A 14,854-nucleotide genomic window follows, 5' to 3' on the forward strand; every position below is an offset into this window, starting at 1 on the left:
CTCACGCGGGGGCAAGCAGTGTCCAATAGCCATTGATGTGCGTTGAAACCCGCAAGGCGTAGGTCGCCTCCAGCATGCTCAGGCAGCGCCGGGTGTCGCTGACCGGAAACGCACCGGACACGCGCAGGCCGGCAATGCGCGGGTCGCACCGAATGAAACCGCGCTGGTAGCGCGCCAGTTCGGCAACCAGCTCCGCCAGCCGCATGCTGTCTGCCAGAAGCATGCCCTGGGTCCAGGCTGTTGCGGTACTGTCGACGGGCTGCGGCCTGCCCACTGTGCGGTTATCGAAATCGGCACGTTCACCGGCCAGTACGACACTGCCGGCACCGGCGGCGGCATGCGCGGGCTGGATGCGCACAGCGCCCTCGATCACTGCCAGGCAGGTTCGCCCACCCAGCTCACGCACGGTAAACCGTGTGCCCAAGGCTTGCATGCGGCCCTCCTGTGTCGCCACCTGCAAAGGCCGCGCAGGCACGACGATGTCGGGTGCGGTCTGGACCAGGACTTCGCCGCGTAGCAGCTGGATAAGACGCTGGGTGCCATCGAAACGGACATCAATGGCAGAGTCGGTATTGAGGAAGACTTGCGTACCGTCAGCCAAGGTAAGCTGGCGGCACTCGCCTATGTCCGAGTGATAATCCGCAGCCCAGCCTTGTTGCTCAGCCAGTTTCCAGCTTGCCCAACTGGCCGGCAGCACGGCCAGCAGCAATGCCAGGCGGCTGACCAAGGCCCGACGGCTCGGGTCCGCCGGGCGGTCCAGTGCGGCCATCGAAACCGCCGTTGGCAGGCCACCCAGCTTGCCCTGCAGCAGTTCGTCCCGCGCCCAGGCCTGCGCACGCTCAGGGTTGCTGGTGCGCCAGGCAGACCACTGGGCCTTCTGTTCATCGGTGACATCACCGGCGCTCAGGGCCACCAACCACTCGGCGGCCTCTTCAAGCGCTTCGTTATCGGCCGGGCTGGCGCGCTGCATGCCCAACACTATTGCACAAGCCTAAGGCACTGCAGAAACGCCTGTTTCATGTAGCGCTTGACGGTGATCAGCGACACCCCCAGCTGTTCGGCAATGGCTTCGTACTTCATGCCCGCCAGCTGGGACAGCAAAAATGCCCGCCGCACCAACGGTGGCAAGGTGTCGAGCATCGCGTCTATCTCGTGCAGGGTTTCCAGAATCAGGTAGCGGGCTTCTGGCGACGGTACCAGAGACTCAGGCAAGCCTTGCAGGGCCTTGAGGTAGGCACGCTCCAGCGATTTACGCTGGCACCAGTTGGCGAGGATGCCGCCTGCGACGCAGCTGAGGTAGGCGCGAGGCTCTTCGAACACCACGGCCCTGGAGGCCAGAGTGCGCGCAAAGGTATCCTGCACCAGGTCGGCCGCATCGACCGCATTGCCCAGCCGCCTGCGCAGCCTGGCATGCAGCCAGCCTTGATGGCCGTTGTAGAGTGCCTCTACATTGCGTATGTGATTGTCGGGGGCGGGTAGCACGTCGCTCATGGGGGCGGTTCTGCTTACGCAAGTGAGAACTGTTTTCAATACTAAGTTAGCGTTTCGATACAAAGCAAGTTCAACGACCGGGATATCGCCATGCCTACTCCAGAACAACGCTTGCTCGACAGCTGGCAGCACAACGCCCAGGCCTGGATTGACGCGGTGCGCAGCGGCGCCATCGAGAGCCGCCGACAGGTGACTGACCAAGCCATTTTACTGGCCATCCTGGGGCGCCAGCCCGAACGGGTACTCGACCTTGGCTGTGGTGAGGGCTGGTTGTTGCGCGCGCTGGACGACCGGGGTATCGAAGCGGTGGGCGTTGATGGTGACCGGGCGCTGGTGGAGGCTGCAAGGGCTGGCGGGTCTGCCGAGGTGCACCTGGCCAGTTATGCGCAACTGGCTGATGCGCAGGTGGATGTCGGTAAAGGCTATGGGCTGGTCTGCGCCAACTTCGCCCTGTTGCAGCAGGACATCATTCCATTACTGGCGGCGATGAATGCGTTGCTGGTGCCTGGTGGTGCACTGGTGATCCAGACCTTGCACCCATGGAGTGTCGCGGGCGGGGATTATCAGGATGGTTGGCGGGAGGAATCATTTGCCGGGTTCGCCGGGGATTGGCAGGTGATGCCCTGGTACTTCCGGACGTTGAGCAGCTGGCTGAATGCGCTGGACATGGCGGGGTTGCGGCTGGTCGGGTTGCAGGAGCCGCAGCATCCGCAGAGTTCGGTGCCGCAGTCGTTGTTGCTGGTGGCGGAGCGCCCTTGACCCATATGCGATCGGTGTAGGAGCGGCCTTGTGTCGCAAAGGGGCGCGAATCGGCCCCAGGTTCTGCGTCGCGACATCGAATTTTGGGGCCGCTAGGCGGCCCATCGCGACACAAGGCCGCTCCTACACCGACCGCGTCGAGATCAGAGGACCGGCTTGCGCGCCGCACCGCTGCGGGCCTTGGCCATGGCGGCCAGGCGGACCGCGACGTTGGCCGCGCCGTAGCCGGCGTAGCCACCCTTGCGCTGGATGATCTCGAAGAAGAAGCGCTCTTCGAACGGCTCGGTGTACACGTGGAACAGCTCGCCCCCCTGGGCGTCGCGGTCGTACAGCACGTTGTAGTACGCCAGCTCGCTGAGGAACTCGTCGTCGAAATCGAAGCGCGCCGCCAGGTCGTCGTAGTAGTTCAACGGGATTTCCAGCAGCGGCACGCCGGCCAGCTTGGCCCGCGCCACTTCGCGGAAGATGTCGTCACAATCGAAGGCGATGTGATGCACACCCGAGCCCCGGTAGCTGGACAACGCATGGGCAATGGCGGTGTTGCGGTTTTCCGAAATGTTCAGCGGCAGGCGCAAGGTGCCGCACTGGCTGCGCAGGGCGCGGCTCTTGACCAGGCCATAGGGGTCGGGCAGCACCACTTCGTCGTCGGCGGCGAAGTCGAACAGGCTCTTGTAGAACAGCACCCAGCTGTCCAGCGACTCGGCTGGCAGCGCCAAGGCCATGTGGTCGATGCGGCGCAGGCCGCCGGTGGCGCTGGCATTCGGGTCCAGGCTGAAGTCGGTGTCGTAAAGGGTAGCGCCAGCGGTGCCCTGCTCTACCAGGTACAGCAGGCTGCCGTCCGGCGCACGTACCGCCGGCACTTCGCATTCGTTGGGGCCGACCAGGCCGCGGAACGGCTGGCCACGGTAGGCGGTGGCGCGCTTCAGCGCAGCCTGCTGGTCCTTGACCCGCAGGGCGGTGGCGCACAGCGACGGGCCATGGGCCTCGAAGAAGTTGTGGCCGAAGGAGTACGGTTCGGCGTTCAGCACAATGTTGATATCGCCCTGGCGCAGCAGCTGCACCTCTTTGCTGCGGTGCTTGCCGGCTTCGGCAAAGCCCAGGCGCTTCAGCCAGCTGCCCAGGCGCGCGCCGACGGCTTCGTCGACCGCAAACTCGAGGAACTCCACGCCGTCATAGGCACTGGCCGCTGGCGGGGTGAACAGCACGCCAGGCTCGATCGCTGTGTTTTCCTGCTCCAGGCGCAGCCGGGTCTGCTCTTCAAGGTACAGCAGCGAACGCAGGCCGTCGGCGGCATTTTGCCGGGGTGGCGCGGCGCGGAAGCCGTCATTGAAGATTTCCAGCGACAGCGGGCCACGGTAGCCAGTGGCGAGGATCGGCGCGAGGAAACCGGCCATGTCCATTTCGCCCTGCCCCGGGAAGCAGCGGAAGTGGCGGCTCCACTCCAGCACGTCCATGGCCAGGATTGGCGCGTCGGCCATCTGCACGAAGAAGATCTTGTCGCCGGGAATGTCGCGGATCGCGCTGGGGTCGCCCTTCAGCGACAGGGTGTGGAAGCTGTCGAGGATCACCCCGAGGGCCGGGTGGTCGGCCTGGCGTACCAGGTTCCACACTTGCTGGTAGGTGTTGACGTGGCGGCCCCAGGCCAGGGCTTCGTAACCAATGCGCAGGCCACGCTTGCCGGCATGCTCGCCCAGCAGGCGCAGGTCGTCGACCAGCAGCTGTTCATCGCCCAGGGCATCGGCCTGGACGTTGCTGCACACCAGCACCAGGTCGGTGCCCAGTTCCTGCATCAGGTCGAACTTGCGCTCGGCGCGGTCGAGGTTTTTCTGCAGGCGGTCGCGGCGGCAGCCTTCAAAGTCGCGAAACGGCTGGAACAGGGTAATGGCGATACCCAGGTCAGCGCACATCTGACGCACCTGGCGCGGGCTGCCGGCGTAATAGAGCAGGTCGTTTTCGAAGATCTCGACGCCGTCAAAACCGGCGGCGGCGATGGCTTCGAGCTTTTCCGGCAGGGTGCCGCTCAAGGACACGGTAGCGATCGAACGCTGCATGGCGGGAGTTCCTTTTTGTTAGAGGAGTACGGTGCCAGTCAGGTAAAAAACCACTGTCACAGTTTATGGCACGATCGATTATTCGCAGGTAAAGTCGTCGCTTCAATCTCTTTGTACGGAATGGTTAGTTTTGCGTTCGATTATCGCACAAAACCCGATTTAGCGAATTGCCAGTCCACTGGCCCGTGGTCAACATGAACCACAGACGCAGGCACACCGACCGCTGCCTCCTGCCTTGGCAAAAACCCCTGGCGGAACCTGCGCAAACAACAATAACAACGGAGACAACGATGGCTCACTCCAGCTCGCAAGCGAAAAAAGCGACCGCCAGTGGATGGATAGGCTCGGCACTCGAGTACTACGACTTCTTCATCTATGCCCAGGCCGCTGCACTGATTTTCCCGCAGATCTTCTTCCCCAATACCGACCCGAAAATGGCCATCATTGCCTCGCTGGCCACGTATGGCGTGGGCTACCTGGCGCGCCCGGTCGGCGCCTTCGTGCTGGGCCACTGGGGTGATACCCGCGGGCGCAAGAACGTCCTGCTGCTGTGCATGTTCCTGATGGGCCTGTCGACCATGGCCGTCGGCCTGCTGCCGACCTACCACGACATCGGCTACCTCGCACCGGCCCTGCTGGTGGTACTGCGCCTGATCCAGGGCTTTGCGGTGGCCGGGGAAATCTCCGGGGCCAGTTCCATGATCATGGAGCACGCACCGTTCGGTCGAAGAGGCTACTACGCCAGCTTCACCTTGCAGGGCGTACAGGCCGGCCAGGTCATGGCAGCAGCCGTATTCCTGCCACTGGCCTACTTCATGCCTAGCGAAGCCTTCACCGAATGGGGATGGCGCATTCCGTTCCTGATGAGCGCCATCGTACTGATTGCCGGTTTCATCATCCGTAAGGAAGTGCACGAAACCCCGGCGTTCGTGAAGGAAGAGAAACAGGACAAGGTAGCCAAGTCGCCGATCAGCGAAGCGTTCCGCCACAGCTGGAAGCACATGGTGCTGGTGATGTTCATGGCGCTGATGAACGTGATCCCGGTAGTGGCCACCATTTTTGGTGCGGCCTACGCGGTGCAGCCGGCCTATGGCATCGGCTTCGACAAGAGCGTGTACCTGTGGATCCCGGTGGTCGGCAACATCGTCGCGGTGCTGGTGATTCCGTTTGTCGGCAACCTGTCTGACAAGATCGGCCGTCGCCCGACCATGATTGCCGGTTGCCTGGGCTCGGGCCTGCTGGCCTTTGTCTACCTGTATGCGATCAGCATCCAGAACGTGCCGTTGGCCTTCACCGCCTCGATCGTGATGTGGGGCATGGTCTACCAGGGTTACAACGCGGTATTCCCAAGCTTCTACCCAGAGCTGTTCCACACCCGCTACCGCGTTTCGGCCATGGCCATTGCGCAGAACATCGGCACCATGCTGACCGCCATGCTGCCAGCGCTGTTCGCCCTGGTTGCCCCACCTGGCTCGGAGAACATCCCGCTGGTGATTGGCGGGCTGGCATTCTTCATCACCTGCGTGTGCGCCCTGGCGGCCTACATTGCCCCGGAAACCCACCGCCTGGCGATGGAAGACCTGGGGAACCCAGAGGCCAAGCCGATGGAAAAGGAAGCGTATGAGGCTAACCGTAAAGGTAGCTTTCAGGCGGTGAGCCACTGATAGCCCGCTGGGGCTGCTCTGCAGCCCTTTCGCGACACAAGGCCGCTCCTACAGGGATCCGCGCAAGGCCGCACCGACGCGAACCCCTGTAGGAGCGGCCTTGTGTCGCGAAAGGGCCGCAAAGCGGCCCCGGCAATTTCAGCCTGTAACCACTTCCCGCAGGCGCGCCCACAACCGCTCCACATCCCCCCGCTCAGTCGGCAAGGCGCCGATCGACACCCGCACCATCCACCGCCCATCCAGCGTCGCCGGTGTCACATAGGCATCCCCGGACGCATTCAGCCGCTCAGCCCACGCCTTGGTATGCTCATCCAGCGCCTCCCCTTCCAGCCCTGCCGGCTGATGGCGAATGCACAAGGTCTGCAACTGCACCGGCGCCAACACTTCCCAGCCTGGCGCAGCCGCAACCTGCGCCGCCAACCACTGGGCATTGTCCAGGTCGCGCCGCAGCCGTGCCTGCAACACCTCAACCCCTTCGCTGCGCAACATGAACCACAGTTTCAGCGCGCGGAACCGGCGGCCCAGCGGGATGCCCCAGTCACGCAGGTTCTTCACCTCGCCATCCACCGCCGACTGCAGGTAGCTCGGGTTAGTGCTCATCACCCGGATCAGGTGCTGCGGATCACGCACGTAGTAGATCGAACAGTCAAAGGCCACACCCAGCCATTTGTGCGCGTTGACTACCACCGAGTCGGCCAGCTCGATGCCGTCCCACATCCAGCGGCATTCGGGCAGGATCATCGCCGAACCGGCCATGGCCGAGTCCACGTGCAGCCACAGGCCATGGGCCTGGGCGATTTCGCCGATCGGGCGCAGCGGGTCAAGGGCGGTGGTGGTAGTGGTGCCGGTGGTGGCCACCACGGCGCACGGCTGGTTGCCGGCCGCCAGGTCTTGTTCGATTGCCGCCTGCAACGCCTCCGGGCGCAGGGCGTAACGCTCGTCGGTGGGGATCAGGCGAATGTTGTCGCGACCAAAACCGGCCAGCAGCGCGGCCTTGTCTACCGAGCTGTGGGCGTGGGCGCTGACATACACGACCAACGGCTTGGCTTCGGCCTGCAGGCCACCGCGCACCAGGGCGTAGTCAGTAGCACGCTCACGGGCACTGATCAGTGCCACCAGGGTGCTGGTCGAGGCGGTGTCCTGGATCACCCCGCTCCATTGGCCAGACAGGCCTAGCAGCTGGCGCAGCCAGTCGAGGGTGGTTTCTTCCAGTTCGCTCAGTGCCGGGCTGGACTGCCACGACAGGCCCAGCACGCCCAGGCCGGTGCTGAGGAAATCACCCAGTACCGAAGACAGGGTGCCATTGGAAGGGAAATAGCCGTAGAAGTCCGGGTGCTGCCAGTGGGACAGGCCGGGCATGACCAGTTTGTTGACGTCGTCGAGGATGGCCGCGAAGGGTTCGCCTTGCTGAGGAGCCTGATCTGGCAAGGCGGCCTTGAGGTAGCCGGGCTCGACCTGGGCCATGACCGGGCGTTCGCCGACGGTCTGGCGGTAGTCGGCGATCAGGTCGATCAGCTGGTGGCCGTATTGGCGGAATTGTTCGGGGGTCACGCTGGCTCTCCTGTGGGTTGTCCGTTGCCTGTGCCGGCCTATTCGCGGGTGAACCCGCTCCTACACAGGCTAGCGTAAGCCCTTGTAGGAGCGGGTTTACCCGCGAATAGGCCGGCACAGGCAACACAATGCCCCAGTCTAGGCCGCTATCCCCAGACGAATAACCCCACATCACGCATAGCTGCTATGGCAAACCCGCATGCCCACCCTGCACGCCGAACTGCGACTGGCGCCATAACTCGAACACCCGGTTGCGCAACCAGCGGTGTTCGGCCGAGGCCTGCAAACGCTGGTGCCACACCACCCAGTAGCGCTGGCTGTGGTCGATGAAGCCCAGCGGCCGCCAGGCCAGATCATGCAAGCGGCTCAATTGCCGGGCAATGTGTTCGGGAACGGTGGCCACGGCCTGGCTGTTGGCAATGACCTTGACCGTGGCGCTGAAGAACGGCACCTCCAGGCTGACCCGCCGCTGCAGGCCCTGGGCGCGCAGGTGGCGGTCGATGAAGCTGTCCTTGTCGCCGCCGCCGGAGATGCGCACGTGCTTGTGCGCCAGGTAATCGGCCTGGCTGAGCGCGGCATGTACGGTCAGCGGGTGGTCACGGCGCATCAGGCACACCGCGCGGTCCTCGCCCAGCAGGCGCCCGTGCAGGTTGGGCGGCGACTCGTCGAACAGCGTGGTCGCCAGGTCGATCTCGCCGCTGGCCAGCAAGGCATACTGGCCGGCCTGCCAGGTGCGGTACTCCAGCGAAACGCCCGGTGCTTCCTGTTCCAGCGCAGCGACCAGCAACGGCAACATGTGTTCGGCCACATAGTCCGAAGCAGCCAGGCAGAAGCGCCGCTCACAGCGGGCCGGGTCGAAGACTGCGGGCTGACGCAGGGCTTGCAGTTCTTCCAGGACTTGGCGCAGGGGTTCGACCAGGGTTTCGGCGTGTTCGCTAAGCACGTATCCGCGGCCTTGGCGCACCAGCAAGGGGTCGTCGAAGGCTTCGCGCAGGTGGGCCAACTGGCGGCTCAGCGCCGACTGGCTGACGCCCAGGCGCTCGGCGGCGTGGCTGAGGTTTTTCAGCTGCAGCAGGTGGTCGAGGGTGCGCAGGTGGGCGAGGCTGAGGGAGGCGAAGGTGGGGTTCATCGGGGTTCGGCTCCGGACCGCTGCGAGGGCTTCGCCCTCGTTTCGCGACACAAGGCCGCTCCTACAGGGACCGCATCTGCCTGAGGCTTGCGCGGTCCCTGTAGGAGCGGCCTTGCGTCGCGATGGGCCGCACAGCGGCCCCAATTACACAGATCAGTCAGTCAGACCAACATAAACGTTCTGCACATCATCGTTCTCGTCGATCGCTTCGAGGAACGCTTCAACCTCAGCCAGCGCTTCAGCACTCAGGCTGGCCGCGCTCACCGGGTTTTTCGGGGTGTAGCCGATCTTCGCCGAAGTCACGGTGAAGCCGTGCTCCGGCAGGGCTTTCTGTACCGCGTCGAGGTCGGTGGTGTCGGTGATGAACAGGGTCGAGCCCTCTTCTTCACCTTCTTCAAAGTCCTGGGCACCGGCTTCGATGGCGGCCATTTCCGGGTCGGCGTCGCCTTCCGGGGTGGCTTCGATCAGGCCGACGTGGTTGAAGTCCCAGGTCACCGAACCGCTGGCACCCAGTTGGCCCTTGCGGAACAGCACGCGGATCTGCGCGACGGTGCGGTTGATGTTGTCGGTCAGGCATTCGACGATCAGTGGCACCTGGTGCGGGGCGAAGCCTTCGTAGCTGACGGCATGGTACTGCACGGCTTCGCCGTCCAGGCCAGCGCCTTTCTTGATGGCACGTTCCAGGGTTTCACGGGTCATCGAGGCTTTCTTGGCCTGGACAATGGCCAGGCGCAAGCGCGGGTTCATGTCCGGGTCGGCGCCAGACTTGGCCGCAATCTGAATTTCCTTGGCCAGCTTGCCCATCACCTTGCCTTTGGCATTGGCCGCTGTTTCTCTATGTTTGGCTTTCCACTGTGCGCCCATGTCGACTCTCTTTGTTTCAGCGGCCGGTTCAGGAAGCGACCGGCCAAAAGTGGGTGCAGTTTATACGCCCTCAGGCATGGGATCGACAAGAAATCTCATCAGCCTTTATCGGCTTTACCTGCCGCCGCGGCAAACCGCGCCAGGCGCACATCCAGCCGGCGCGGGCGCAAGCCGTGGTCCTCGGCGCGTTCCTTGCGACGGATGGCATTGCGTACCATCAACGAGCCCAGGTAGCGGATCGGCTCCGGCGGGAACAGCCCCAGCGGGCCCTTGACCAGCGGTGAACGGGTCCACGGGTTGTCCAGGCCCAGCGCCAGCGACGAGAGGATCTGCCCGCCCATGTGGCACGGCCCCACACCACTGCCGGAATAACCAAAGCCGTAGAACACGTTGCCCTGCCCGTCCAGCTTGCCAAAGAACGGCAACCCGGTCACCGAGCGGTCCGACGGCCCGTTCCAGCTGGCCGCCAGCGGCACCTCGGCCAGCGCCGGGAAGAACCCGCCCAGGCTTTCGCGCAGCAATGGCCGGTACGGTGAAGGCTGATCGAACACCGGCAGCATGCGCCCGCCATAGGCAAAGGTGTTGCCACCCTTGCCCAGCATCAGCCGGCCATCGGAGGTGTTGTGGTAGTAATGCACGAAGATGCGCGAGTCGAGCACGCTGATGCCGCTGTCCAGGCCAATCTGGCGCAGCAGTTCGGGGCACGGTTCGGTAATCACCATATCGCTGGAAACAATCGCCACGCTGCGCTCGAACTGCGGGAAGGCACGCGCCATCCAGGCGTTGAGGCCCAGCACCACGCGGTCGGCGCGCACGCTACCGGTGGCCGTGCGCACCTGCACCGGGGTGCCATGCTCCAGGCCAGTCATGGCGGTGCCCTCGAAGATGCGCACACCGCGCTGCAACGCCACCCGGCGCAAGCCGCGCACCAGCTTGCCCGGCTGCACGGTGGCGGCGGCCGGCGAGAACCAGCCTTCCAGGTGCCGCGCCGAACCGGCCAGGCGCTGCACCTGCTGCAGCGGCAGGCGGCGGAACGAGTTGATGCCCTGGTGTTCCAGCGCGGCGATCACCGCATCGGTGGCGCCTACCTGGGCGGCATTGGTCGCGGTGTACAGCGTGCCGTCCAGGCGGTAGTCACAGTCGATGCCATTGGCCACACAGAACGCGCCGATCTCAGCGATGCTGCGCTCCGACTCACGCACCAGGCGCACCGCCTCGGCCGCACCAAACAGGCGCTCCAGGGTGAAGTACTTGGCCGACCAGGACAACGCGCACCCGCCATTGCGGCCGCTGGCACCGGCACCGCAGATGTCGGCCTCGATCAGCACCACATCCAGCGCCGGTACCGCCTCCTTGAGCATCAACGCTGTCCACAGGCCGGTATAGCCACCGCCGACGATGCACACATCGCAACGGGCGTCGCCTTGCAGCGGCGGGCACACCGCCTCCTGGGTCGATTCCAGGGCCTGTTGCAGCCAGAAGGGTCTCATTCGCTCGCTTTCCTTTAGGTACGCAGTGGCTTGATTGCCATGCTGGTGTTCGGTGCCACGTCGCTGCTCTGCGGGCTGCTGGCCGGGCGGCTGTTCCAGTGCGGCAGCAGTACCAACGCGGAGAACAGCGCGCAGCCGGCAAACACGATGAATACCGTGACGCCATCAAAATAACCGGGCAACAACCCGCCCAGCACCGCGCCTACCGAACCGCAGCCGTTGACGAAGCCCGCTGCGGTGGCACCGGCCTTGGCCGTGCCGAAGTCAATGGCGGCGGCGCCGCTGATCATCGAATCCGGCCCGTACAGGGTCAGGCCCATGACAAACAGCAGGCCTACCACAAGCATGACGCTGCCGGTGTGCATGGCCGCCATGAACGCCGCCAGGGTCACGGTCAGCAGCACCAGGCTGATCACACAGGCCGGCATGCGCCGGGCGCCAAACAGTTTGTCGGAGGCCAGGCCGATCATGATCGGGCCCAGCAACCCGGCCAGTTCGAAAGCGGTCGGGATGATCGCCGCGCCGACCTTGCCCACCGAGGGCATCTGCTCGAAGACGATCACCGGCCCCCACAACAGGATGGCGTAGCGCGCCGGTTTGAGTAGGAAGTACGCCAGGCCCAGGGTCAGCACCGTGCGGTTGCGCAAGATTTCTTTCAGCGGTGCCCACACGCTGCACAGGTTGTCGGCCGGGGCCATGCTCTGCGGTTCGGGCTCCACCGCCGGCAGGCCGACGTCTTCGGGCTTGTTGCGCTGCAGGAAGAAGAACAGCACCGCCACCAGCAGCACCACTGCGGCGCTGGAGAAAAACGCCGCGTGCCAACTGCCGACCAGGGTGTAGGCCCACCAGCCGGCGAACGGCGAAGCCACCAGGCCGCCGAAGGCATAGCAGGAACTCCACAGGCCCAACACCCGCCCGCGCTGCGAGGCCGGGAAGAAGCTGCCGATGTTCTTGCACAGGCCGGCCCAGCCGGTGGATTGCGCCAGGCCCTGCACCAGCATGCAGGTGGCAAAGATCGGGAAGGTGGCGTAACTGCCCATCACCACTGCCGCCACGGCAGATATCAGCAACCCGCCAAGCACCACCACGCGCGGGCCGAAGCGGTCGGCCAGCATGCCCCAGGTGAACTGGCCCACGGCATAGGCGGCCAGGTAGATGGCGTCGAGGTTGGCCATGGCGGCTTTGTCGAGCATGAAGGCCGGGTCTTCGGCGATGCCCAGCTTGGCCACCGAAAAGGCTTTGCGGGTGAAGTAGAAGGCGGCGTAGGCCAGCCAGGTGATGGCGAAAATCTGCATGCGCCAACGTTTGAACGCGGCTAGGGATTGATTCATTTAAGTCTGACCTCTTGCTTGAGTGTGCCGGCAGAATGTGAAGAAACGCCTGTCTTGTTCTTGTGTTACGCACAGCGATGACGAGGCTGTCATCGGGTCAGGTGGCACCGGGTGGGCACCGTGGCCCTGGCGGCACTTGTGGTGCCTGCGTCGGGCTGAAATGCATGGAAACAGTTGCGGAAAAATAAATAAAATCGATTTATCGTATTACACACATAAGCTGAGCTTGTTACTGAGGTGGTCATGTCGGTTTCCCACGCACAACTCAAGGCTTTCCACGCGGTGGCCGTGCACGGCAGCTTTACCCGCGCGGCAGAAAAGCTGTTTCTGACCCAGCCGGCGGTGTCGGACCAGGTGCGCAAACTGGAGGAACGCTTCGGCGTGCTGCTGTTCCACCGCAACAAGCGCTCGGTGCAGCTCACCGACCTTGGCGAGCGCCTGTTGGGCATCAGCCAGCGCCTGTTCGCCTGTGAGGCCGAGGCCCATGACCTGCTGCAGGACTCGCGTGCGCTGCACACCGGCAGTCTGGTGCTGGCAGTGGATGCGCCGGTGCACGTGCTGCCGCAGATCGCCCGCTTCTGCCAGCGCTACCCGGGCATCCAGGTGAAGATCGAGACCGGCAATACCGATGAGTCGCTGGCCCGATTGTTCAGCTACCAGGCAGACCTGGCCCTGCTTGGCCGCGACGTCGACGACGAGCGCCTGCATTGCCTGCCGCTGCGGCGTGACCCGATGGTGGCGTTTGTTTCGCATAACCACCCGTGGGCCAGCCGTGGTTCGATCAGCCTGGCTGACCTGGACGACACGCCACTGGTGCTGCGCGAACCCGGCTCGGTAACGCGACAGACGCTGGAGGAAGAGATGCAGCGTGCCGGGCTGCGGATTCGCCCGGCAATCCAGGTGGAAGGCCGCGAGGCGGCGCGGGAGGCGGTGGTGGTGGGGATTGGCGTGGGTGTGGTGTCAGCGGCGGAGTTTGGTGCGGATGCGCGGGTGTGTGCGTTGCCGATCGTCGATTGCCAGCGGCATTTGACCGAGACCCTGGTGTGCCTGAGCGAGCAGCATACGCGGCGGGTGGTGGCGACCTTTCTGCAGATGGTTGAGGAAGGGGTGTAAGTCTGCACTGGCCTCTTCGCGGGTAAACCCGCTCCCACAGGTACGGCACAATATTCAGAACCTGTGGTAATCCTGTGGGAGCGGGTTCACCCGCGAAAAGGCCAGCACAGGCAACCCAACTATGCTGGGATTACCTCAACTTCCGGCACCCAACTCATGCTCTACCGCCTAGCCGCCGACACCCTGGTCCTGCTGCACCTGGCCTTCATCCTGCTGGTGCTGTTCGGTGGCCTGCTGGTACTGCGCTGGCGTCCTGCCCTGCTATTGCATCTGCCGGCCCTGGCCTGGGGCCTGGCAGTGGAATGCCTGCACCTGGACTGCCCACTGACCGCCTGGGAAAACCGCATGCGCAGCGCCGCCGGAGTCGCGGGTTACCAGGGCGGTTTCGTCGAGCACTACATCTGGCCACTGATCTACCCTGCCGGGCTGACCCCGAACATCCAGCTAAAGCTGGGCAGCTTCGTGCTGCTGCTCAACCTGGTCATCTACAGCTACGTGGCCTGGCGCTGGCGCCGCCCTAGCGGGTAGCAACAACGAACAGGCGCGGGAACGGCAACAGCACCTTGCCATCGGTGGCCGGCGGGTAGTCGCGCTGCATCGCCTGCAGGTACATCTGCAGGAAACCGGCCTGCTCCTGTTCATCCAGCCTGGCCAGATAAGGCCGCAGCGCCGAGCCCTTGAACCATTCCACCACCGCTTCGGCGCCGCCCATTAACGGGTGGTGATAGGTGGTGCGCCATACATCCACCCGCGCGCACAGCGGGCTGAGCAGGTCGTAATAGAACGCCGCGCTGTGCCGGGGCGGCAGCTGGAAGTCGGCGAACTTGGCCGCCCAGGGGCCCTGGCTGGCGATCTCGCGCAACTGCCGGTGGGCTGGCTCGTCGAGGTTGTCCGGGGTCTGCACGGCCAGGCTGGCGCCTTCGCTCAACTGGCGTACCAGGTGCGGGTACAGCGAGGCGTGGTCGGGTACCCATTGCAGCGAGGCATTGGCGAGGATCAGGTCCTGTGGCTCGGGCGCAGACCAGCCACTGATGTCGCCGATGGCCGTGCGTACCCGAGGTATGCACAGCCGCTTGCGCTCGCGGGCCTTGGCGATCATGTCGGGGTCGCTGTCCAGCGCCGTCACCTGGGCGTCGGGGTAGCGTTGCAGCAGCACTTCAGTGGAGTTGCCGGGGCCACAGCCCAGGTCGGTGGCGTGGCGCACCGTGCGCGCCGGGATGGCGGCGAGCAGGTCGCGCACGGCGCGGGTGCGTTCATCTTCGAACAGGGAATACTGGGTGGCGGACCAGGCCATGTGCAGCTCCTTTGGGCGGGCGATGTGCTCAGCATACGCGATGTAACGGCCAGCGCGGTTTTCTGTAGGAGCGGGGGGGGGGGGGGGGGGGGGGGGGCCAGCCCGCGCCCCCCAAAA

At 64.6% G+C, this 14,854-nt stretch carries 13 protein-coding genes; 4 read left to right on the plus strand and 9 right to left on the minus strand.

What is annotated here, in order from left to right:
- Position 1: 1 nt before the first annotated feature.
- Positions 2 to 979, minus strand: a complete 978-nt coding sequence (locus IAE39_RS11755) for a FecR domain-containing protein (RefSeq protein WP_442968437.1) — start codon at positions 977 to 979, stop codon at positions 2 to 4.
- Positions 979 to 1,491: a sigma-70 family RNA polymerase sigma factor gene (locus IAE39_RS11760; protein WP_201202471.1), complete on the minus strand. Its 513-nt coding sequence runs from the start codon at positions 1,489 to 1,491 to the stop codon at positions 979 to 981. The genes IAE39_RS11755 and IAE39_RS11760 overlap by 1 nt, the downstream gene beginning before the upstream one ends.
- Before the next feature lie 90 nt (positions 1,492 to 1,581).
- Here IAE39_RS11760 and IAE39_RS11765 point away from each other — a divergent pair, with 90 nt between their 5' ends.
- Positions 1,582 to 2,250, plus strand: coding sequence for a class I SAM-dependent methyltransferase (locus tag IAE39_RS11765; RefSeq protein ID WP_201202473.1), 669 nt, complete (start codon positions 1,582 to 1,584; stop codon positions 2,248 to 2,250).
- 143 nt (positions 2,251 to 2,393) lie between these two features.
- Here the strand turns inward: IAE39_RS11765 and quiC are convergent, their stop codons facing one another.
- The gene (gene quiC, locus IAE39_RS11770) at positions 2,394 to 4,301 is read right to left on the minus strand and encodes a 3-dehydroshikimate dehydratase QuiC (RefSeq protein WP_201202475.1); all 1,908 of its coding nucleotides are present in this window, start codon (positions 4,299 to 4,301) and stop codon (positions 2,394 to 2,396) included.
- 290 nt (positions 4,302 to 4,591) lie between these two features.
- On the opposite strand from quiC, the gene IAE39_RS11775 reads away from it, so the two are divergent.
- Entirely contained in the window at positions 4,592 to 5,965 is a 1,374-nt protein-coding gene (locus IAE39_RS11775) for an MFS transporter (protein ID WP_201202477.1), read from the plus strand.
- A 138-nt stretch (positions 5,966 to 6,103) separates the two neighbouring features.
- Here the strand turns inward: IAE39_RS11775 and IAE39_RS11780 are convergent, their stop codons facing one another.
- The 5 genes from IAE39_RS11780 to IAE39_RS11800 all read right to left on the minus strand — a co-directional run bounded on the left by IAE39_RS11780 (position 6,104) and on the right by IAE39_RS11800 (position 12,330).
- Positions 6,104 to 7,516, minus strand: coding sequence for a DOPA decarboxylase (locus tag IAE39_RS11780; RefSeq protein ID WP_201202479.1), 1,413 nt, complete (start codon positions 7,514 to 7,516; stop codon positions 6,104 to 6,106).
- Positions 7,517 to 7,700: 184 nt separating this feature from the next.
- Positions 7,701 to 8,645 (minus strand): LysR family transcriptional regulator, encoded by a 945-nt coding sequence (locus IAE39_RS11785; protein ID WP_201202480.1) that lies wholly within the window; start codon positions 8,643 to 8,645, stop codon positions 7,701 to 7,703.
- 153 nt (positions 8,646 to 8,798) lie between these two features.
- On the minus strand, positions 8,799 to 9,509 hold the full coding sequence (locus IAE39_RS11790; RefSeq protein WP_201202481.1) for a YebC/PmpR family DNA-binding transcriptional regulator: 711 nt from the start codon (positions 9,507 to 9,509) through the stop codon (positions 8,799 to 8,801).
- Positions 9,510 to 9,607: 98 nt separating this feature from the next.
- On the minus strand, positions 9,608 to 10,999 hold the full coding sequence (locus IAE39_RS11795) for an FAD-dependent oxidoreductase (protein ID WP_201202482.1): 1,392 nt from the start codon (positions 10,997 to 10,999) through the stop codon (positions 9,608 to 9,610).
- A 14-nt stretch (positions 11,000 to 11,013) separates the two neighbouring features.
- Entirely contained in the window at positions 11,014 to 12,330 is a 1,317-nt protein-coding gene (locus IAE39_RS11800) for an MFS transporter (RefSeq protein WP_201202483.1), read from the minus strand.
- A gap of 243 nt (positions 12,331 to 12,573) precedes the next feature.
- On the opposite strand from IAE39_RS11800, the gene IAE39_RS11805 reads away from it, so the two are divergent.
- Together IAE39_RS11805 and IAE39_RS11810 are read left to right on the plus strand one after the other, a co-directional pair.
- Positions 12,574 to 13,443 carry a LysR substrate-binding domain-containing protein gene (locus IAE39_RS11805; protein WP_201202489.1) on the plus strand — a complete coding sequence of 290 codons (870 nt, stop codon included), beginning with the start codon at positions 12,574 to 12,576 and terminating at the stop codon, positions 13,441 to 13,443.
- A 156-nt stretch (positions 13,444 to 13,599) separates the two neighbouring features.
- Positions 13,600 to 13,971 carry a DUF2784 domain-containing protein gene (locus tag IAE39_RS11810; protein WP_201202491.1) on the plus strand — a complete coding sequence of 124 codons (372 nt, stop codon included), beginning with the start codon at positions 13,600 to 13,602 and terminating at the stop codon, positions 13,969 to 13,971.
- On the opposite strand, the gene tam is transcribed toward IAE39_RS11810, so the two are convergent.
- The gene (tam, locus tag IAE39_RS11815) at positions 13,961 to 14,737 is read right to left on the minus strand and encodes a trans-aconitate 2-methyltransferase (protein ID WP_201202493.1); all 777 of its coding nucleotides are present in this window, start codon (positions 14,735 to 14,737) and stop codon (positions 13,961 to 13,963) included. The genes IAE39_RS11810 and tam overlap by 11 nt on opposite strands.
- Between the last annotated feature and the right edge of the window lie 117 nt (positions 14,738 to 14,854).

The organism is Pseudomonas sp. S37 (assembly GCF_016658545.1).
Taxonomy (GTDB): Bacteria; Pseudomonadota; Gammaproteobacteria; order Pseudomonadales; family Pseudomonadaceae; genus Aquipseudomonas.